This window comes from Burkholderia sp. BCC1993, from assembly GCF_905339865.1.
Classification (GTDB): Bacteria; Pseudomonadota; Gammaproteobacteria; order Burkholderiales; family Burkholderiaceae; genus Burkholderia.
In genome coordinates this window covers 174,485-194,069 of record NZ_CAJPGZ010000017.1, presented here as the reverse complement: position 1 = coordinate 194,069, position 19,585 = coordinate 174,485, and the positions used below count along the sequence as shown (strand labels likewise).

The 19,585-nt window shown below is 67.6% G+C and carries 15 protein-coding genes and 1 pseudogene; 13 read left to right on the top strand and 3 right to left on the bottom strand.

What is annotated here, in order from left to right; genetic code table 11:
* Positions 1 to 22: 22 nt before the first annotated feature.
* Complete coding sequence (locus U4Y91_RS27435) at positions 23 to 604, top strand: DUF3501 family protein (RefSeq protein ID WP_044846606.1); 582 nt, start codon at positions 23 to 25, stop codon at positions 602 to 604.
* 730 nt (positions 605 to 1,334) lie between these two features.
* Positions 1,335 to 2,276: a transposase gene (locus U4Y91_RS27430; RefSeq protein WP_321807718.1), complete on the top strand. Its 942-nt coding sequence runs from the start codon at positions 1,335 to 1,337 to the stop codon at positions 2,274 to 2,276.
* Between the two features lie 124 nt (positions 2,277 to 2,400).
* Here the strand turns inward: U4Y91_RS27430 and U4Y91_RS27425 are convergent, their stop codons facing one another.
* Positions 2,401 to 3,927 (bottom strand): mannose-1-phosphate guanylyltransferase/mannose-6-phosphate isomerase, encoded by a 1,527-nt coding sequence (locus U4Y91_RS27425; protein ID WP_321807717.1) that lies wholly within the window; start codon positions 3,925 to 3,927, stop codon positions 2,401 to 2,403.
* Between the two features lie 426 nt (positions 3,928 to 4,353).
* Between U4Y91_RS27425 and U4Y91_RS27420 the strand changes: the two genes are divergently transcribed.
* From U4Y91_RS27420 to U4Y91_RS27375, 10 genes are all read left to right on the top strand, one after another.
* Positions 4,354 to 5,727, top strand: a complete 1,374-nt coding sequence (locus tag U4Y91_RS27420) for an undecaprenyl-phosphate glucose phosphotransferase (RefSeq protein WP_321807716.1) — start codon at positions 4,354 to 4,356, stop codon at positions 5,725 to 5,727.
* Between the two features lie 67 nt (positions 5,728 to 5,794).
* Positions 5,795 to 7,210, top strand: coding sequence for a UDP-glucose/GDP-mannose dehydrogenase family protein (locus tag U4Y91_RS27415; RefSeq protein WP_321807715.1), 1,416 nt, complete (start codon positions 5,795 to 5,797; stop codon positions 7,208 to 7,210).
* Between the two features lie 40 nt (positions 7,211 to 7,250).
* Positions 7,251 to 7,694, top strand: coding sequence for a low molecular weight protein-tyrosine-phosphatase (locus tag U4Y91_RS27410; RefSeq protein WP_321807714.1), 444 nt, complete (start codon positions 7,251 to 7,253; stop codon positions 7,692 to 7,694).
* On the top strand, positions 7,688 to 8,866 hold the full coding sequence (locus U4Y91_RS27405; RefSeq protein ID WP_321807713.1) for a polysaccharide biosynthesis/export family protein: 1,179 nt from the start codon (positions 7,688 to 7,690) through the stop codon (positions 8,864 to 8,866). The genes U4Y91_RS27410 and U4Y91_RS27405 overlap by 7 nt, the downstream gene beginning before the upstream one ends.
* A 50-nt stretch (positions 8,867 to 8,916) precedes the next feature.
* Entirely contained in the window at positions 8,917 to 11,142 is a 2,226-nt protein-coding gene (locus tag U4Y91_RS27400) for a polysaccharide biosynthesis tyrosine autokinase (RefSeq protein ID WP_321807712.1), read from the top strand.
* A gap of 62 nt (positions 11,143 to 11,204) precedes the next feature.
* A complete protein-coding gene (locus tag U4Y91_RS27395; protein ID WP_321807711.1) occupies positions 11,205 to 12,164 on the top strand; it encodes a glycosyltransferase family 2 protein in 960 nt (319 codons plus the stop codon).
* A 148-nt stretch (positions 12,165 to 12,312) separates the two neighbouring features.
* Positions 12,313 to 13,449: a glycosyltransferase family 4 protein gene (locus U4Y91_RS27390; protein ID WP_321807710.1), complete on the top strand. Its 1,137-nt coding sequence runs from the start codon at positions 12,313 to 12,315 to the stop codon at positions 13,447 to 13,449.
* A gap of 7 nt (positions 13,450 to 13,456) precedes the next feature.
* Positions 13,457 to 14,923 carry a glucose-6-phosphate isomerase gene (locus U4Y91_RS27385; protein WP_321807709.1) on the top strand — a complete coding sequence of 489 codons (1,467 nt, stop codon included), beginning with the start codon at positions 13,457 to 13,459 and terminating at the stop codon, positions 14,921 to 14,923.
* On the top strand, positions 14,920 to 16,104 hold the full coding sequence (locus U4Y91_RS27380) for a glycosyltransferase family 4 protein (RefSeq protein ID WP_321807708.1): 1,185 nt from the start codon (positions 14,920 to 14,922) through the stop codon (positions 16,102 to 16,104). Before U4Y91_RS27385 ends, U4Y91_RS27380 begins: the two co-directional genes overlap by 4 nt.
* A gap of 41 nt (positions 16,105 to 16,145) precedes the next feature.
* Positions 16,146 to 17,270 carry a glycosyltransferase family 4 protein gene (locus tag U4Y91_RS27375; RefSeq protein ID WP_124486456.1) on the top strand — a complete coding sequence of 375 codons (1,125 nt, stop codon included), beginning with the start codon at positions 16,146 to 16,148 and terminating at the stop codon, positions 17,268 to 17,270.
* 142 nt (positions 17,271 to 17,412) lie between these two features.
* Here the strand turns inward: U4Y91_RS27375 and U4Y91_RS27370 are convergent, their stop codons facing one another.
* On the bottom strand, positions 17,413 to 18,648 hold the full coding sequence (locus U4Y91_RS27370; RefSeq protein ID WP_321807707.1) for an MFS transporter: 1,236 nt from the start codon (positions 18,646 to 18,648) through the stop codon (positions 17,413 to 17,415).
* A gap of 158 nt (positions 18,649 to 18,806) precedes the next feature.
* On the opposite strand from U4Y91_RS27370, the gene U4Y91_RS27365 reads away from it, so the two are divergent.
* Positions 18,807 to 19,265 (top strand): helix-turn-helix domain-containing protein, encoded by a 459-nt coding sequence (locus tag U4Y91_RS27365; RefSeq protein WP_321807706.1) that lies wholly within the window; start codon positions 18,807 to 18,809, stop codon positions 19,263 to 19,265.
* Between the two features lie 59 nt (positions 19,266 to 19,324).
* Here the strand turns inward: U4Y91_RS27365 and U4Y91_RS27360 are convergent.
* Positions 19,325 to 19,516, bottom strand: a pseudogene (locus U4Y91_RS27360) (MFS transporter); the annotation flags it as partial.
* Positions 19,517 to 19,585: the final 69 nt, after the last annotated feature.

Here is a 19,585-nt window from a genome sequence, read left to right as displayed (position 1 = left end):
CGACGCTATCCGAGGACATCCCATGACGCTGACCCGCGACTCGCTGCTGACGCTCGAAGCGTACGCGAAGATCCGCAAGACCGAACACGCGCGGCTCGTCGCGCACAAGCGCCGCCGCGCGGTGGCGCTCGGCAACCATCTGCGCCTCCTGTTCGAGGACGAGACCACGATCCGCTATCAGATCCAGGAAATGCTGCACATCGAGAAGATCTTCGACGAGGCCGGCATCGAAGGCGAACTGGAAGCCTATCTGCCGCTCGTGCCCGACGGCACCAACCTGAAGGCGACGCTGCAGATCGAATACGAGCACGAAGCCGAGCGGCGCGCGGCACTCGCGCGGCTGATCGGCGTCGAGGATCGCGTGTACCTTCGGGTCGACGGGCACCCTGACGTCTATGCGATCGCCGACGAGGATCTCGACCGCGACAACGCGGAGAAGACCTCGGCCGTGCATTTCGTGCGCTTCGAACTGAGCGGGCCGATGCGCGCGGCGCTCAAGGACGGCGCGACGCTGTCGATCGGCTGCGATCACCCGGCCTATACGGTGCCGCCGCAACGCATCGCGGCGGACGTGGCCGCGTCGCTGGCCGGCGATCTGCGCTGACGCGCGGCCGGGTGCCGCGCTCCGTATCGCGCATATCGCACATCCTCCGGCCGCGAAACGCGGCGCGCGATCGTCGCGCCCGCCGCCGTCGCCTGCCCATTACCCCGAAGATGTAACAGGCCCGTCGACGCTTGCACGCCGGGAAACGATGTGCATCCCCGGTCCGATCGCTTTCATTACTCGCCGAGAAACAATAAAAAGATTGTGCACGGAGAAATTTCGGTTCAACGGAATTTGAATGATTTACCGATCCGTGAATATCTTGTTACGAAATTTCCCCTGATTTACCGATTTTGGCCGGGCATTCGCGGGATGGTTGCGGGCAAGGGTCGGAACACGGCGGATCGCTTGCCGGGCGGGCTGCGGCCGTACCCCGCAGAGCCCCGCCAGACGGGGCTTCCCAGCGTCGCACATAACGATCGCGTAAAAAAATTCAACGGTAAATGGATTGCGCATCCATGGCAGGTTGTTTCAGTGCGTAACATTAAGTCATTGTCATATTGAGATAAACCCTGAGGATGGTATGCTTCGTGCACAAAAATTCCCACATTGGAGTGAGACCGTGATTTGTGCGCCATTGCCGGGAATGGCGGCACCGTGAAAGTGCGGTGTCGCGCGGCATGCACAACAATCGGATAACCATAATGTGCAACCGGGCCGCCCCGTGACGCGATGCGTGACGGCGGCGCCGACAATCGCAGCCCCGGCCTGGCTGTGTGGAGAAACAACTATGTTCTTCGATGAGCTTAACGATGAAGAGTGGTTTCGTCTTTCAACGCTGATCGCCGATGAGCCGATTCGGCTGAACCGTCGAGGCCGTCCGCGCGCCGAACCGCGCGTCGTCGCCAACGCGGTCCTCTGGATCCTGACGACCGGTGAAGCGTGGTCCAAACTGCCCGGGCGTTATCCGTCCGGGCCGACGTGCCGCCGCCGCTACGAGGAGTGGCTCGCGAACGGCACGTTGCTGCAGATGATCGACGTGCTGACCCAGTTCAGCGGGCGCACGTTCGCGTATGTGCCGCCGCCGCCGGCGCCGGTCGCGCCGGCATGCCGTGCGGAGCCGGTTCCCGACAACGACCGTCTGCGCGGCGTGTTCTGGCAGAACCCCGAGTCGTGGCAACTGCCGGTCGCGCACGCAAACGTTTGGGGTGGCGAGGGCGCGACGCTGTCCGCGATGCCGAACGACGCAGCGCCCGCGTCGTCCGGAGCATCGTTCGCGGTCCCGGGCGCGCAGCCCGCGGGGCTGCGCCACGGGCGTCCGTCCGCCGCGAGCTTTGCCGCGGCCGAGCCGCAAGTCGACGAATACCGCGGCTATACGATCTGCGGCAGCGCGCAGCCGGTGCAGAACCTGATGTACCGCGCGTGGGCCGAGATCATGCAGGACGACCGGCGTGTCGAGCGCTCGGGCCTGATCGGCCCGCGCTTCACCGATGCGGAAGAAGCGGAGCAGTACGCGCTCGACTGGGCGCGTCAGTGGATCGATCGCCACGGTGCGAGCGACGAACCGGTGCGTGCGCCGCAAAGCGAGGTGCTGGCCGGCCTGTCCGCGCTGGCGCGGGCCGAGTCGGACATCAAGCGCTTCATCGCCGAGCGTCGCGCGGGCGCGCTGTCCGAGAGCCGCAACGACCCGGTGCAGTCGGACCGCCGCGAATACGCGTACCGTGTAGGTTGATCGTCGTCCGAACGAAAACGCGCGGGCCGTCGTGTGTCACGGCGCCCGCGCGTTGTTTTTTGTTTCTTCCATTGCCCGTGATGCCGGGCGCACCGTCGCGACGGCGCGCCCGGCAGGCATGGCGTCACTGGCGTCCGTAGGTATCGTCGAAGCGGACGATGTCGTCCTCGCCGAGATACGCGCCCGACTGCACTTCGATCAGCTCGAGCGGCATCTTGCCCGGGTTCTCGAGACGGTGCGACACGCCGAGCGGGATGTACGTCGATTCGTTCTCGGACAGCAGGAAGGTTTCGTCGCCGCGCGTGATGCGCGCGGTGCCGCGCACGACGATCCAGTGCTCGGCTCGGTGGTGGTGCATCTGCAGCGACAGTCGCGCGCCCGGCTTCACGACGATGCGTTTGACCTGGAAGCGCTCGCCCGTGTCGACCGAGTCGTAGTGCCCCCACGGACGATGGACCTTGCGGTGATCGGTCGCTTCCGCGCCGCGTTCGGCCTTGATGCGCCCGACGATTTTCTTCACGTCCTGCACGCAGGACTTGTCGGCGACGAGCACGGCGTCGGGCGTTTCGACGACGACGAGATTCTGCGTGCCGACACATGCGACCAGCCGGCTTTCCGAATGCGCGAAGGTCGATTCGGCATTCTCGAACAGCACGTGGCCGCGGCCGACGTTCTCGGCATCGTCCTTCGGCAGGATCTGCCAGATCGCGTCCCACGAACCGACGTCCGACCAGCCTGCGTCGAGCGGCACGACGACGCTTTCGCACAGCTGCGGCAGGTTCACGAGCCGCTCCATCACCGCGTAGTCGATCGAGTTCGACGGCGAGGACGCGAACGCGTCGCGGTCGACGCGGAAGAAGTCGCCGTCGTCCTTGCCGCGTGCGACGGCCTGCTCGCAGGCCGCGAGGATCTCGGGTTCGAGCTGGCGGATCGCGTCCAGCCACACCGACGCGCGCACGATGAAGATCCCGCTGTTCCACCAGTATTCGCCGGAGGCGACGTACTGCTGCGCGAGTTCGAGATGCGGCTTTTCGACGAAGCGGTCGAGACGGCGCACGTCGAGGTTGCCGGTGGCGGCATCGCCGAGCGGTGCGCCGACGCGGATGTAGCCGTAGCCCGTTTCGGCGCGGCCCGGCACGATGCCCATCGTCGCGATCTTGCCCTGGGCCGCGCAGTGCACGCCGGCCGCGACGGCCGCATGAAAGCGCGGCTGGTCGGCCACCGCGTGGTCGGCCGGCATCACGGTCATCACGGCATCGCCGCCGCCGGCGACGATCCGCAGCGCGGCGAGCGTCAGCGCGGGCGCGGTGTCGCGGCCGAGCGGCTCGAGCATGATCGACGCACGCTTGCCGGTCAGGCGCAGTTGCTCGGCGGTCGTGAAGCGGTGATCCTCGCCGCACACGATCAGCACGTCGTCGTTCAGCGGATGACCGGTCGCGAGGCCGTCGAGCCGCAGCGCGGTGGATTGCAGCAGCGAATGATCGCCGAGCAGGCCGATCAGCTGCTTCGGATAGTGTTCGCGCGACATCGGCCACAGACGCGTGCCCGAACCGCCGGCAAGGATCACCGGCTGCACCGCGACGCGCATGCTGGCGTCGCTGGCGGCGGAAGAAGAAGGGCGCGTATCGGCTGCCACGGCCGGAGCATTCATGATGACACTCTCCTCGATTGAAGTCAGTGCCTGTTTGTAGCATGAAGTAAATCGACAATAAAACCGGACGTTTTGCAAGATATTCGTCGCGCACGTATCCGGGAAAATTTTCCGCGATAGCATCCGATGCAAATAAAAAAATAAAAAATAATTCGGGAGATCGCGCTGGAACCCATTCCCGTAAAGGGATGCCGGGAACCGTAAAGTTTCCGAAAAAATCCCGATTCATGATCGATTCGGGAAAACGTGCCGAATTAATTCGAGAATGCGGCGGCAAGAATTTCCGATTATTTTTCGAAATACTTGTGCACTTGAGGAGAGATTTTCTTACCGCTTCAATAGCGTCATGCAACGTTTGAATCGAAGGTGCGGCACGGGCTGCACGAGGAGCTGTTCGGCAAACGCCTGTTCAAAGAGGAAGCGAACATGTTGAGCGTGCTGGCGAGAGTCATCGATATCGCGATGGTCGTGTTGGGGGCGTTGATCGCCGCCGCGCTGCACGGCGGCAGCATCTGGCTCAACGACCTGCAGCGCACGACGGTGCTGTTCGACTGCCTGCTGGTGGTCGTGTTTTTTCCGGCCATCGGCATTTACCAGTCGTGGCGCGGCAAGCGTCTCGTCGGGCTGGTGGGGCGCGTGGCGTTCGCGTGGCTGGTGGTCGAGCTCGCGGGCATCCTGATGAGCTTCAGCTTTCACCAGTCGGGCGACCTGTCGCGGCTGTGGCTGGGTTACTGGGCGGTCGTGACGATGGCGCTGCTCGCCGGCTCGAAGGCCTGCGTGCACGTCGTGCTGCGCCAACTGCGCCGTGGCGGCTACAACCTGAAGGCCGTGGCGATCGTCGGCGGCACGCCGGCGGCGCGGCGGCTGATCGCGCAGATGCGGGCGCGTCCGGAAGCGGGCTTCAACCCGGTGTGCGTATACGACGAAAGCGAAGCGCCGGGTGAAGTCGCGCTCGACGACGTGCGCATCGAACGGCAGTTCGAATCGCTGGTGTGGCTGGTGCGCAGCCGCGCGATCAGCGAGCTGTGGCTCACGCTGCCGATCACGGAGGAGCGCCGGATTCACCAGATCGTGACGGTGTTCCGCCACGACTTCGTGAATATCCGTTTCATCCCGGACGTGCGCACGCTGTCGTTCTTCAACCAGGAAGTGGTCGAGGTGCTCGGCGTGCCGGCGATCAACCTCGCGGCGTCGCCGATCACCGATGTGCGGATCCTGCCGAAGTTCGTGTTCGACCGGCTGTTCGCGCTGGCGGCGCTCACGGCGCTCGCGCCGGTGATGGTGATGATCGCGTGTCTGATCAAGTTCACGTCGCGCGGGCCGGTGTTCTTCCGCCAGAAGCGCAAGGGCATCGACGGGCACGAGTTCGAGATCTACAAGTTCCGCTCGATGAAAGTGCATCACGAAGTCGCGGGACAGGTCACGCAGGCGACCAAGAACGACACGCGCGTGACGCCGGTCGGGCGGTTCCTGCGCCGCACGAGCCTCGACGAACTGCCGCAGTTCATCAACGTGCTGAAGGGCGAGATGTCGGTCGTCGGCCCGCGGCCCCACGCGCTCGCGCACGACGACATCTACAAGGATCTGGTGAAGGGCTACATGTTCCGCTACCGGATCAAGCCGGGCATCACCGGCTGGGCGCAGATCAACGGCTTTCGCGGCGAGACCGACCAGATCGAGAAGATGATGGGACGCGTGAAGCTCGATCTGTACTACATGCAGAACTGGTCGTTCTGGCTCGACATCAAGATCGTCGTGCTGACGCTCTGGAAAGGCTTCACCGGCAGCAACGCTTACTGACGCGCAACGCGCGCAGACACCCCGGTTTCACGAATTTCGAATCATTGGTCACGAGGTCCGACACATCATGAATCTGACTATCATCGGCAGCGGTTACGTAGGTCTTGTCACCGGCGCCTGTCTCGCCGACATCGGGCACGACGTGTTCTGCCTCGACGTCGATCAGGCGAAGATCGACATCCTGAACAACGGCGGCGTGCCCATCCACGAGCCGGGCCTCAAGGAAGTCATCGCGCGCAATCGCGCGGCGGGCCGCCTGCGCTTCTCGACCGACATCGAGGCCGCGGTCGCGCACGGCGACGTGCAGTTCATCGCGGTCGGCACGCCGCCCGACGAGGACGGCTCGGCCGACCTGCAGTACGTGCTCGCGGCGGCGCGCAACATCGGCCGCACCATGAAGGGCTTCAAGGTGATCGTCGACAAGTCGACGGTGCCGGTCGGCACGGCCGAGCGCGTGCGTGCGGCCGTGGCCGAGGAACTCGCGAAGCGCGGCGGCGACGCCCCGATGTTCTCGGTCGTGTCGAATCCGGAATTCCTGAAGGAAGGCGCGGCGGTCGACGATTTCACGCGGCCGGACCGCATCGTGATCGGCTGCGACGACGACGTGCCGGGCGAGCGCGCGCGCGAGCTGATGAAGAAGCTCTACGCGCCGTTCAACCGCAACCACGAGCGCACGCTGTACATGGACGTGCGCTCGGCCGAATTCACGAAATATGCGGCGAACGCGATGCTCGCGACGCGCATCTCGTTCATGAACGAGCTCGCGAACCTGGCCGACCGCTTCGGCGCGGACATCGAGGCCGTGCGCCGCGGGATCGGCTCCGATCCGCGCATCGGCTATCACTTCCTGTATGCGGGCTGCGGCTATGGCGGCTCGTGCTTCCCGAAGGACGTCGAGGCGCTGATCCGCACCGCCGACGAGCACGGGCAGGCGCTGCGGATCCTGAAGGCCGTGTCGTCGGTCAACGCGACGCAAAAGCGCGTGCTGGCCGACAAGATCGTCGCGCGCTTCGGCGAGGACCTGAGCGGCCGCGCGTTCGCGATCTGGGGTCTCGCGTTCAAGCCGAACACCGACGACATGCGCGAAGCGCCGAGCCGCGAGCTGATCGCCGAGCTGCTGTCGCGCGGCGCGCGCATCGCCGCGTACGACCCGGTCGCGCAGCAGGAAGCGCGCCGCGTGCTCGCGCTCGATCTCGCGGATCACCCGAGCTGGCTCGAGCGCCTCACCTTCGTCGACGACGAGGCGCAGGCCGCGCGCGATGCCGATGCGCTCGTGATCGTCACCGAATGGAAGGCATTCAAGAGCCCGGATTTCGTCGCGCTCGGCCGGCAATGGAAGTCGCCGGTGATCTTCGACGGCCGCAACCTGTACGAGCCGGAGACGATGAGCGAGCAGGGCATCGAATACCACCCGATCGGCCGCCCCGGCTCACGCCAGGCCGTCGCCGCCCGCGTGCCGGGCGCTGCGCGCGCGAACGCTTGATCCGCGCGTCGCCGTTACCCGTCACCCGAATCGAGACGCCATGTTCCGGAACATCCTGATCGTCTGTCACGCGAACGTCTGCCGCAGCCCGGCGGCGGAACTGCTGTTCAAGTCGCACGCGGCGTCGCGTGGCGGCCCGCGCGTGACGTTCCACTCCGCCGGCGTGCGTGCCAACGACGGCGACGGCATCGATCCGGTGATGCGGCAACTGCTCGCCGAGCGCGGCGTCGACGCAACGACGCACCGTTCGCGGCGGCTGTCGCGCCGGATCGTGCGCGACGCCGAACTGATTCTCGTCAGCGAGCGCGAACAGATCAAGGCCGTCGAAGCGGTCGATCCGTTCGCGCGCGGCAAGGTCCACCTGCTGGGCAAGTGGGAGGACGTCGAGATCGCGGATCCGCATGGCGGCCCCGAGGCCGACTATCGCGAGAGCTACTCATTGATCGAACGTCTGGTTCAAGGATGGCTGCAAAAACTATGCTGAAACGTCCCATGCGCCCGCTGGCGCTTGCCGTCGCAATGACGACATTCCTGTCGGCCTGCGCGAGCGCGCCCGGCAACTATCTCGACTCGTCGAACCTGAAGGACGAAGGCCGGCAAGGCCAGGCCGAAACCTATCCGGTTCATTACATCGACGCGAAGCTGGTGATGGATCAGCTGCAGAAGCAGCAGGTCGAGCACCCGCTGCCGCCGGGCCGATACACCGATCCGTCGCAGTACGTTTACCGCATCGGCCCGCAGGACATCCTCGGCGTCACCGTGTGGGACCACCCCGAGCTGACGACGCCGCAGGGCCAGTCGTTCTCGAGCGGCGGCAATACGACGCAGTCGGTCGCGGGCGCGCTGCAGCAGCCGTATACGACCGCGCTGCCGGGCCAGGCCGATCCGTACGGCCAGACGGTCGCCGCCGACGGCACGATCTTCTTCCCGTTCGTCGGCCGCATCCGCGTGGCGGGCAAGACGGTTGCGCAGATCCGCGAGCAGATGGCGTCGACCCTCGCGCGCTACGTGAAGAATCCGCAGCTCGACGTGCGCGTGCTGTCGTTCCGCAGCCAGAAGGTGCAGGTGACGGGCGAGGTGAAGCAGCCGGGCCCGCTCGCGGTGAGCGACGTGCCGCTGACGCTCGTCGATGCGATCTCGCGCTCGGGCGGCTCGACCAACGAGGCCGACCTGCAGCGCGTGCGCCTGACGCGCGACGGCACGCTCTACACGCTCGACGCGAACGGCGTGCTCGATCGCGGCGAAGTGAAGCAGAACGTGATGCTGCAGCCGGGCGACATCGTCAACGTGCCGGACCGCAGCGACAGCCGCGTGTTCATCATGGGCGAGGTCAAGACGCCGGTCACCGTGCCGATGCTCAAGGGCAAGCTGACCATCGCCGACGCGCTGACGGCCGGCGGCGGCATCCTCGACACCGACGCGAACCCGCGCAAGATCTACGTGATGCGCGGGATGCGTGACAACCCGACGAAGCCGGAAGTGTTCCGCCTCGACATGACGCAGCCGGATGCGCTGATGCTGTCGAGCCGCTTCCCGCTCCAGCCGCTCGACGTCGTCTACGTCAGCACGGCCAGCTCGGTGCAGTTCAACCGCGTGCTGCAGCAGGTGTTGCCGACGATCCAGACGATCTTCTACATGCGGCAAATCACGCGCTGATAGCCCGCCGGGGCGGCGCCTGCCCCCCGGCACCACTCAAGCGGGAACGAATGGTGAACACGCAAGCGAAACACTCCTACGCGGATCTGACCGCGAAAACCGAGGAAGAGGACGTCGTCCTCGGCCAGCTGCTCCAGGTGCTCATGGACGACATCTGGCTGCTGCTCGGCATCGCGGTGACCGTCATCGCGATGGCCGGCCTGTACTGCTACATCGCGAAGCCGGTCTATCAGGCCGACGTGCACGTGCGGGTCGAGGGCAACGACAACACGTCGCAGGCGCTCACCCAGACGCAGACGGGCGCGATGATCAACAGCGGTCCGCAGCAGGCGCCGACCGAAGCGGAAATCGAGATCATCAAGAGCCGCGGCGTCGTCGCGCCGGTCGTCGAGCAGTTCAAGCTGAACTTCTCGGTCGCGCCGAAGACGCTGCCGGTGCTCGGCAGCCTGGCCGCGCGCGTCGCGACGCCGGGCGAACCGTCGCGTGCGTGGTTCGGCTTGCGGTCGTACGCATGGGGCGGCGAAGTCGCCGACATCGACACGATCAACGTCGTGCCCGCGCTCGAAGGCAAGAAGCTGACGCTGACGGCCGGCCCGAACGGCACCTACACGCTGGTCGACCAGAACGGCAACCGTCTTCTGTCGGGCCGTGTCGGCGAATCGGAGCAGGCGGGCGGCGTGACGCTGCTCGTGCAGAAGCTCGTCGCGCGTCCGGGCACGCAATTCACGGTGGTCCGCTACAACGATCTCGACGCGATCACCGGCTTCCAGTCGGGCATCCAGGTGTCCGAGCAGGGCAAGCAGACGGGCGTCGTCCAGATCTCGCTCGAAGGCAAGAACCCGGATCAGACCGCCGCGATCGCGAACGCGCTCGCGCAGTCGTACCTGAACCAGCACGTGATCGCGAAGCAGGCCGAAGCGACCAAGATGCTCGACTTCCTGAAGGGCGAGGAGCCGCGTCTCAAGTCGGATCTCGAGCGCGCGGAAGCCGCACTGACGCAGTACCAGCGCACGTCCGGCTCGATCAACGCGAGCGACGAGGCGAAGGTCTACCTCCAAGGCAGCGTGCAGTACGAGCAGCAGATCGCCGCGCAGCGCCTGCAGCTCGCGTCGCTCGCGCAGCGCTTCACCGATTCGCACCCGATGGTGATCGCCGCGAAGCAGCAGCTCGCGGAACTGCAGGGCGAGAAGGACAAGTTCAGCAACCGCTTCCGCAGCCTGCCGGCCACCGAAGTGAAGGCCGTCCAGCTCCAGCGTGACGCGAAGGTGGCCGAGGACATCTACGTGCTGCTGCTGAACCGCGTGCAGGAACTGTCGGTGCAGAAGGCCGGCACCGGCGGCAACATCCACCTCGTCGATTCGGCGCTGCGCCCGGGCGATCCGGTCAAGCCGAAGAAGGTGCTGATCCTGTCGGCGGCGGTGTTCCTCGGGCTGATCCTCGGCACCGGCATCGTGTTCCTGCGCCGCAACCTGTTCCAGGGCATCGAGGATCCGGACCGCGTCGAGCGCACGTTCAACCTGCCGCTGTACGGGCTGGTGCCGCAAAGCGCCGAGCTGGTGAAGCTCGACGCCATGGCCGAGAAGGGCGGCGGCCGCGCGCGGCCGATCCTCGCGAGCCTGCGTCCGAAAGACCTGAGCGTCGAAAGCATGCGCAGCCTGCGCACCGCGATGCAGTTCGCGATGATGGACGCGAAGAACCGCGTGGTCGTGCTGACCGGCCCGACGCCGGGCATCGGCAAGAGCTTCCTGACGGTCAACCTCGCGGTGCTGCTCGCGCATTCCGGCAAGCGGGTGCTGCTGATCGACGCCGACATGCGGCGCGGCATGCTCGACCGCTACTTCGGCCTCACCGCGCAGCCGGGCCTGTCCGAGCTGCTGAGCGACCAGTCGCCGCTCGAGGAGGCGATCCGCGAGACGCCGGTGCAGGGCCTGTCGTTCATCTCGGCCGGCACGCGCCCGCCGAACCCGTCGGAACTGCTGATGTCGACCCGTCTGCCGCAATACCTCGAAGGGCTCGGCAAGCGCTACGACGTCGTGCTGATCGACTCGCCGCCGGTGCTCGCTGTGACCGATGCGACCATCATCGGCCGCATGGCCGGCGCGACCTTCCTGGTGCTGCGCTCGGGCATGCATACCGAAGGCGAGATCGCCGACGCGATCAAGCGCCTGCGCACCGCGGGCGTCGACCTGGAAGGCGGGATCTTCAACGGCGTGCCGCCGAAGGCACGCGGCTACGGCCGCGGCTATTCGGCCGTCCACGAATACCTGAGCGCCTGACCGCATTGCACGAAACCGGGCCGGCGCGAGCCGCATCGGCCCGGCCGACTGGAGAACTTTCGATGAAAATTTCCGTGCTCGTTCCGACCTACCGGCGTCCCGCCGACCTCGCGCGCTGCCTGCTGGCGCTGCAGCGCCAGGCGCGGCTGCCCGACGAGGTGATCGTCGTCGCGCGCCCGGAGGACGATGCCACGCACGAGCGCCTCGCCGATCCGTCGGTCGGCGGCACGCTGCCGCTGCGGATCGTGCCGGTCGACGTGCCGGGGCAGGTCGCCGCGCTGAACAAGGGGCTCGACTCGGCACACGGCGACGTCGTCGCGATCACCGACGACGACGCGGCGCCGCACGCCGACTGGCTCGCGCGCATCGAGGCCGTGTTTCTCGCCGATCCGCGCGTCGGTGCGGTTGGCGGCCGCGACTGGGTGCACGAGAAGGGCCGCGTGCTCGACGAATCGCGCGAGCGCGTCGGCCAGCTCACGCTGTCAGGCAAGATCGTCGGCAACCATCACCTGGGCGTCGGCGGCGCGCGCGAAGTCGACATGCTCAAGGGCGCGAACATGAGTTACCGCCGCGCCGCGATCGAGCGGCTGCGCTTCGACACGCGGCTGCGCGGCGCCGGTGCGCAGGTGCACAACGACATGGGTTTCAGCATGCACGTGCAGCGCGACGGCTGGAAGCTCGTCTACGACCCGGCGATCGCGGTCGACCATTTTCCGGCCGAGCGTTTCGACGACGACCGGCGCGACGCCGCGTCGCTGAATGCGATCAGCAACGGCGCGTACAACCTGCACCTGATCCTGCGCGAGCATCTGCCGCCGCTGCGGCGCGAGATCGCGTGGTGGTGGTGGACGCTGGTCGGCACGCGCGTCTACCCGGGCTTCGCGCACGTGCTGCTGTCGCTGCGCACCGCACGGCGCGACCGCGTGCGCGATCACTGGCGCGCGGTGCGCCGCGGCGCGCGCGAGGCGCGCCGCGCGAATCTTGCCCCCCACCGTGCGGCGATGCCGCCGGTGACGTCTTGAACGGGCCGCGCGCACGATGCACGGCCACCCCCGGAGGGCATGAAATGGTCCGACTCCCGCGCTCACTTGATTCGCTTGGAGGGGCGCAGCCCCTCCATCTCCCTGAAGCTCGTCCGTCGGCGCATCCGACGGCCCGGCGGAGGCTGACATGACTTCGACGAAGGTTCACGTTCACCTGTTTTACGGTGCCGATCCGCGTACCTATCGGCAAGGCGAGAACATCGGCTGCCTGTACGGCTATCACCACGCGGAATCCGACGAATTCCGGCTGACCTATTCGCAGGACCGCCGCGAGAACCGCGTCGCGAGCCTCGCGCGCCGTGCGCTGAAGGCGGCGCTCGGCTTCGACGTCGTGCACGCGTGGCGCAATCGCGCCGCGCTGTTGAGCACGGACGTGATCTGGACGCACACCGAGCAGGAGCACCTCGCCGCCGCGCTGGTCCTGAAGCTCGCCGGCGCGCAGGGCAAGCGCCCGCTGCTGCTCGCGCAGAGCGTGTGGCTGTTCGACAAGTGGAACACGTTCGGCGGCCCGCGCCGCTGGCTGTACCGCAAGCTGCTCGCGCGCGCCGACGCGCTGACGACGCTCGCCCGCGACAACGCCGAGCTGTGCCGCCGCTATCTCGGGCGCGAAGCCGAGTTCGTCTACTACGGGCTGAACACGCAGGACTTCCCGCCGGCCGAACCGCAGCAATGGAAGCCGAACCGGCCGCTGCGGATCGCCGCGATCGGCAACGACCGCGACCGCGACTGGCGCACGTTCCTCGCCGCGTTCGGCGGCGACGAGCGCTACGACGTGCGGCTCGCGACGCGCCGCCGCGTGCCGCGCGAGTGGCATGCGCCGAACGTGAAGATCGGCTCGGCATCGGGCCTCGCGAAGCAGCACGAGCTGTACGCGTGGGCCGACGTGATCGTCGTGCCGCTGCGACCGAACTTCCATGCGTCGGGCATCACCGTGATGCTCGAGGCGGCGGCGGTCGGCAAGCCGATGATCGTGTCCGACGTCGGCGGCCTCAGCGACTACTTCCCGCACGACACGGCCGCCTACGTGCCGGCGTTCGACGCAGCGGCGATGCGCCAGGCCGCCGATCGCTTCGTGGCCGATCCGGCCGCCGCGCTCGAATGCGCGCGTGCCGCGGCCGCGTGCCTGCGCGAGCGCGACCTGACCACGCAGGCGTTCGCCGAGCAGCACGTGCGGATCACGCGCGACATGCTGCGCCGGCGTCGCACGCCGGCGGCCGCCGGTCTCGCGATGCCGCTCGCGGATTCGCGCCCGTCGTCGCGGTGAGAGATCGATGAGTACGATTGCCGCCGAACGCGCACCATCGCGCAACCGCAGCCGCTTACCCGAACCGAAGCACTGGGTCGGGCAGGCCGGGCTGTGGACGTTTACCGCCGCGCTGATCGCCATTCACCAGGGCAAGGTGCTGACGCTCGCGTTTCCGGTGCTGGCCATCGCGGTCGGCATCTGGCTGTATTTCAAGAGCCCGGCGCGCTACGTCGGCTTCATGTGGTGGGTGTGGTTCCTGAGCCCCGAAGTGCGGCGTCTCGCCGACTGGTCGAAGGGCGCGTTCACGCCGACGAGCCTGATCCAGGTCGCGCCGCTCGCGGTGACGATGATCGCCGGGTTCGGGCTGCTCAGGCATTACCGCGTGCTCGCCCAGCGGCGCGGGATTCCCGTGCTGCTGATGCTGTTCGGGCTGACGTACGCGTACCTCGTCGGGATCGTGTCGAGCGGCGTGATGGCCGCGACCTACGACCTCGCGAACTGGGTGTACCCGGTGCTGATCGGCTTTCACATCATGGTCAACTCGCGCGACTATCCCGAGTACCGCGACGTGCTGCTGTCCACGTTCATGTGGGGCATGCTCGTGATGGGCGTGTACGGGGTCGTGCAGTACTTCGTGATGCCGCAGTGGGACGTGCTGTGGATGATCGGCTCGGACATGGGTTCGCAGGGCGAGCCGGTGCCGTACGGCGTGCGGGTATTCAGCACGATGAACTCGTCGGGGCCATTCGCGTTCGCGATCATGGGCGCGCTGGTGTTCGTGTTCGCGGCACCGCAGAAGGTCCGCTGGTTCGCGGGCGCCGCCGGCTTCGTGTCGTTCGCGCTGTGTCTCGTGCGCTCGACCTGGGGCGGCTGGGTGATCGCGCTCGCGATCCAGCTCGTGCAGTCGAGCAACCGCGTGCGGATGCGGATCCTGATCAGCGGGGTCGTGCTGGTCGGGCTGTGCGTGCCGCTCCTGACCGTCGGGCCGGTGGCCGACCGGCTCGGCGCGCGCCTGCAGTCGATCACGAACCTGAAGGACGACCGCAGCTACGACGACCGCAACAAATTCTACGCGACCTTCGCGCAAACGGCGTTCACCGACGTCGCCGGCGAGGGGATGGGCGCGACCGGCGCGTCCACCAAGCTGTCGAGCGACAGCGGCGAGCTCGGCAAGTACGGCAGCTTCGACAGCGGCGTGATGAACGTGCCGTTCGTGCTCGGCTGGCCCGGCACGCTGCTGTACCTGTCGGGTGTCGTGATGCTGCTCGCCCGCACGCTGCGCGCGGCGTTCAAGCTGCGCAAGGACAAGTTTGTCGGCGCATGCCTGAGCCTGTGCCTGTCGGTGTTCGCGATGCTCGTGTTCACGAACTCGCTGATCGGCACGGGCGGCCTGCTGCTGTTCACGGCCATTTTTTCCATACTATCCGCGGCGCACTGGCAAAAGGCACAGCGCCTGCTGGCCGCCGCGCGTTCACGGGGAGGCGACCATTGAGAATCGCGATCGTCACGCACGTCGTGCGACATAACGACGGGCAGGGCCGCGTCAATTACGAAATCGCGCGCGCGGCGCTGGCAGAACACTACGAGGTCACGCTGGTCGCGTCGCACGTCGCGCCCGAGCTGCTGGCCGACCCGCGCGTGCGCTGGGTGCCGGTCAAGGTCGGCGGCTTCTGGCCGTCGAATCTCGTCAAGCAGCAGGTATTCGCGCTCAAGAGCGCGGCCTGGCTGCGCGCGCATCGCAGCGAATACGACGTGCTGCACGTGAACGGCTTCATCTCGTGGATCAAGGCCGACGTGAATACCGCGCACTTCGTGCACGGCGGCTGGTTCAAGAGCCCGTACTACCCGTTCGGCCCGACGAAGGGGCTGTGGTCGGCCTACCAGTACGTCTATACGCGCGTGAATACGGCGCTCGAGCGCTGGGCGTACCGGCGTTCGCGCGCGATCACGGCCGTGTCGCAGAAGGTGGCCGACGAGATCGCCGGGCTCGGCATCGACAGCCGCAAGATCAGCGTGATCTACAACGGCGTCGACGGCAGCGCGTTCGCGGGCGCGCAGGCCGATCGCGCGGCGTTCAAGCTGCCGGACGACGCGTTCCTGCTGCTGTTCGTCGGCGACCTGCGCACGCCGCGCAAGAACCTCGGCACCGTGCTGAAGGCGCTGACGAAGCTGCCGGCGAACGTCCATCTCGCGGTGGCCGGCTATCTGCCCGGCAGCCCGTATCCGGACGCGGCGCGCACGCTCGGCATCGCATCGCGCGTGCATTTCCTCGGGCTCGTGAAGAACATGCCGACGCTGATGCGCTCGGTCGACGCGTACGTGTTTCCGTCGCGCTACGAAGCGATGAGCCTGTCGCTGCTGGAAGCGATGGCGGCCGGGCTGCCGGTCGTCACCGCGCGCACCGCCGGCGGCGCGGAGATCATCACGCGCGATTGCGGAATCGTGCTGGAAGACCCGGACGATCCGGCCGCGCTCGCGCAGGCGATCGGCTCGCTCGCGGCGTCGCGCGGCACCTGTCGCGCGATGGGCGACGCGGCCCGCGAACTGATGACCCGTTTCGGCTGGGCCCACATGGGCGCCCAGTACGTCGCGCTTTACCGGCGCATCGGCCAACCCACGCAGCCGTCCGCCTTCGAGCGGGTCGAGCATGCAATCACGCAGGAGCAACCGTGACGTCTCAATCTTCCCGGCCGATCAAATCGTTGCAAATCGGCATGCACTGGTTCCCCGAACGCGCGGGCGGCCTCGACCGGATGTACTACTCGCTCGTCGGCGCGCTGCCGGGCGCGGGCGTCGCGGTGCGCGGGCTCGTCGCCGGCTCGCCGAAGGTCGCCGACGACACGGGCGGTGCGATCCAGGGCTTCGGACCGGCGTCGCAGCCGCTCGCGCGCCGCATGCTCGCCGCGCGCCGCGCGCTGCGCGACGAGATCCGCAGCGAGCGGCCGGACGTGATTTCGTCGCACTTCGCGCTGTATACGTTCCCGGGGCTCGACGTCACGCGCGGGATTCCGCAGGTGTCGCACTTCCAGGGGCCGTGGGCCGACGAAAGCCAGGTCGAGGGCGCCGCATCGCTCGGGCAGCGCGCGAAGCGCTATCTCGAACAGGCCGTCTATACGCGCTCGTCGCGCCTGATCGTGCTGTCGCAGGCGTTCGGCCAGATCCTGACGAACCGCTACGGGATCGATCCGTCGCGCGTGCGCGTGATTCCCGGCTGCGTCGATACCGCGCAGTTCGACACGCCGCTCACGCCCGCCGAGGCGCGGCACAAGCTGCAACTGCCGCAGGACCGGCCGATCGTGCTGGCCGTGCGCCGGCTCGTGCGGCGCATGGGGCTGGAGGACCTGATCGACGCGATCGGCCTCGTCAAGCATCGTCACCCGGACGTGCTGCTGCTGATCGCCGGCAAGGGCAAGATCGGCGAGGAACTGCAGCAGCGCATCGACGAAGCCGGGCTGCAGGATAACGTGAAGCTGCTCGGTTTCGTGCCCGACAACCATCTCGCGGCGCTGTACCGCGCGGCGACGGTCAGCGTCGTGCCGACCGTCGCGCTCGAAGGCTTCGGGCTGATCACCGTCGAATCGCTCGCGTCCGGCACGCCGGTGCTGGTCACGCCGGTCGGCGGGCTGCCGGAGGCGGTCGCCGGGCTGTCCAACGATCTCGTGCTGCCGTCGACGGGCGCGGATGCGATCGCGGAAGGGCTCGGCGGCGCGCTGTCTGGCGCGATCGCCTTACCGGACGAAGCGGCATGCAAGCGCTACGCGCGCGACCATTTCGACAACGCGGTGATCGCGCGACGCGTCGCCGGCGTGTACGAAGAGGCGATCCAGGCGGCGGGGTAAGCGAACGCGGCGCGTCGCCGCGACAGTCGAGCCGGCATACACGTCCGGTTCGCAGGCCGGCCGCCCGATCTGGGCGAGCCGGCCTTTTGTCGTTCGAAGCCGGGCATGCGGCGGCTCGCGCGCCGGGCTCGACACGTTTCGTTCAGGCACGCCTGAGCGTCACGGCCCATACGCCGACCGCGGCCGCGCTGACCGCCGCGCCGAGCCCGCAGACACCGATCCATCCGGCGTGCGCATACATCATCGTCGACGCGATCGCGCCGAGCCCGCTACCGATCGAATAGAACAGCATGTAGCAGCCGACGAGGCGCGCATGCGCATCGGGCCGCGCGCCGAGGATCATGCTCTGGTTCACGACATGGACGGCCTGCCCGCCGACGTCGAGCAGCACGATACCGACGACCAGCAGCGCGATCGACGTACCGGTGAACGCGAGCGGCAGCCACGAGAATGCGAGCAGTGCGAGCGCGGCGCCGGTCGTCGCTTCGCCGAGCCCGCGATCCGCGAGCCGGCCCGCGCGTGCGGCGGCCGCCGCACCCAGTGCCCCGACGAGCCCGAATGCACCGATCTGCGTATGCGACATCGCGTGCGGCGGCGCGCTCAGCGGCAGCACGAGCGCGCTCCAGAAGATGCTGAACGCCGCGAACATCAGCAGCGCGATCGCCCCGCGCACACGCAGCATGCGCTCGTTGCGCAGCAGCGTGAGCATCGAACCGAGCAGTGCTGCGTAGCCGATGCGCTCGCGCGGTGCGTCCGCATCGGGCAACAGCCGCGCCAGTGCGATCAGCATCGCAATCGCAAGTGCGCCCGACACCAGATAGACCGCACGCCACCCGGCGATATCCGTGACGACACCCGCAAGCGAACGTGCGGCCAACAGGCCGATCACGACGCCGCCCTGTGCCGCGCCGACCACGCGGCCGCGCTCGCCGGCCCCCGCAAGCGCGGCCGAGCAGGCGATCAGCCCTTGCGTCATCGCGGTGCCGAGCAGCCCGACCGCGACCATGCCCGCCAGCAACGCGACGCGCGTCGACGCGGCGGCCACGCCGATGCAGGCCGCCGTCAGCAGCAGAAGCTGGACGGTGAGCAGGCGTTTGCGGTTCAGCAGGTCGCCGAGCGGCACGACGAACAGCAACGCGAGCGCGCAGCCGAGTTGCGTCGCGGTGATGACGCCGCCGACTGCCGCCTGCGATACGCCGAAATCGCGGGCGATCGAATCGAGCAGCGGCTGCGCGTAGTACACGTTCGCGACGCTCGCCGCGCAGCAGACGGCCAGCAGCGCGACGAGCGCCGTGGATACGCGCGCGCCATCGGCCGGGCGCGCGGCACGCGATGTCGCGTTGGACGCGACGGTTCCGGAACGACAAGACGATTCCATGGGTTGCCTCGCACTCACTTAAGTAGTTGCAATTTGAAACTAGTGTGAGTGTAGGAAAAGTAGTTTTAAAATGCAACTTGTGGGGCGGCGGGCAACGGGTCCGCGCGCCGACGTGCCGGGCGCGTGCGAAGGCGGCCGGCGCGACAGCGGAGAACAACATGGCCAGGCAGAAAAGTCTTGCGGATTCGCCGTGCCCGGTGGCGCGCGCGACCGATATCGTCGGCGATCGCTGGGCGTTGCTGATCGTGCGCGACGCGTTCGACGGCGTGCGCCGGTTCGGCGATTTCCGCGCGAGCCTCGGCGTCGCGAGCAACATCCTGTCGGACCGGCTCAGGATGCTGGTGGACGCCGGCATATTCGACGTCGTGCCCGCGTCGGACGGCAGCGCGTATCAGGAGTACGCGTTGACGAAGAAGGGCGAGGGGTTGTTTCCGGTGATCGTGATGCTGCGGCAGTGGGGCGAGGCGAACCTGTTCGGGCGCGGCGAGCCGCATTCGGTCCTGGTCGAGCGCAAGACGGGCCGCGCGATCCGCAAGCTCGCGCTGCGGCACGACGATGGTCGGCCGCTGAAGGCGGCGGATACGGTCGTGCGGAAGGTGGGCGACGAGGGGGCGTGATACGGGCGTGATGCCCCGGGCGTGATGCTCCGGACGCTGTGCGACGCAAGGGCCGTGTCGCCGGCCTGCCGGGCGGTGTTCAGCACGGCGGACGCGATACCCGCACGCTCATGCTCGACCGACGCGAGCACGGCCGTCGTCATCGCCGGCACCGCGAAGCCCATGCCGGCCGGAATCAGCAGGAACGGCACGAGCAGCAGCGGCAGCGGCGTCGACGCATCGATGAAATGCAGCGATCTGTAGCCGAGCGGTCGCCATTCGATCCCTGCGGCGCAACGCTGGTTCGAGCAGGCGCGGCGCATGAAGCTGGATTTGACGAG

What these genes read in the sequence shown, in the direction of transcription:
- U4Y91_RS27410 (WP_321807714.1), top strand. Translation starts at nt 7,251, where the DNA reads ATGTTCCGGAACATCCTGATCGTCTGTCACGCGAACGTCTGCCGCAGC.
- U4Y91_RS27390 (WP_321807710.1), top strand. Translation starts at nt 12,313, where the DNA reads ATGACTTCGACGAAGGTTCACGTTCACCTGTTTTACGGTGCCGATCCG.
- U4Y91_RS27395 (WP_321807711.1), top strand. Translation starts at nt 11,205, where the DNA reads ATGAAAATTTCCGTGCTCGTTCCGACCTACCGGCGTCCCGCCGACCTC.
- U4Y91_RS27365 (WP_321807706.1), top strand. Translation starts at nt 18,807, where the DNA reads ATGGCCAGGCAGAAAAGTCTTGCGGATTCGCCGTGCCCGGTGGCGCGC.
- U4Y91_RS27405 (WP_321807713.1), top strand. Translation starts at nt 7,688, where the DNA reads ATGCTGAAACGTCCCATGCGCCCGCTGGCGCTTGCCGTCGCAATGACG.
- U4Y91_RS27430 (WP_321807718.1), top strand. Translation starts at nt 1,335, where the DNA reads ATGTTCTTCGATGAGCTTAACGATGAAGAGTGGTTTCGTCTTTCAACG.
- U4Y91_RS27400 (WP_321807712.1), top strand. Translation starts at nt 8,917, where the DNA reads ATGGTGAACACGCAAGCGAAACACTCCTACGCGGATCTGACCGCGAAA.
- U4Y91_RS27425 (WP_321807717.1), bottom strand. Translation starts at nt 3,927, where the DNA reads ATGAATGCTCCGGCCGTGGCAGCCGATACGCGCCCTTCTTCTTCCGCC.
- U4Y91_RS27375 (WP_124486456.1), top strand. Translation starts at nt 16,146, where the DNA reads ATGCACTGGTTCCCCGAACGCGCGGGCGGCCTCGACCGGATGTACTAC.
- U4Y91_RS27385 (WP_321807709.1), top strand. Translation starts at nt 13,457, where the DNA reads ATGAGTACGATTGCCGCCGAACGCGCACCATCGCGCAACCGCAGCCGC.
- U4Y91_RS27420 (WP_321807716.1), top strand. Translation starts at nt 4,354, where the DNA reads ATGTTGAGCGTGCTGGCGAGAGTCATCGATATCGCGATGGTCGTGTTG.
- U4Y91_RS27415 (WP_321807715.1), top strand. Translation starts at nt 5,795, where the DNA reads ATGAATCTGACTATCATCGGCAGCGGTTACGTAGGTCTTGTCACCGGC.
- U4Y91_RS27370 (WP_321807707.1), bottom strand. Translation starts at nt 18,648, where the DNA reads ATGGAATCGTCTTGTCGTTCCGGAACCGTCGCGTCCAACGCGACATCG.
- U4Y91_RS27435 (WP_044846606.1), top strand. Translation starts at nt 23, where the DNA reads ATGACGCTGACCCGCGACTCGCTGCTGACGCTCGAAGCGTACGCGAAG.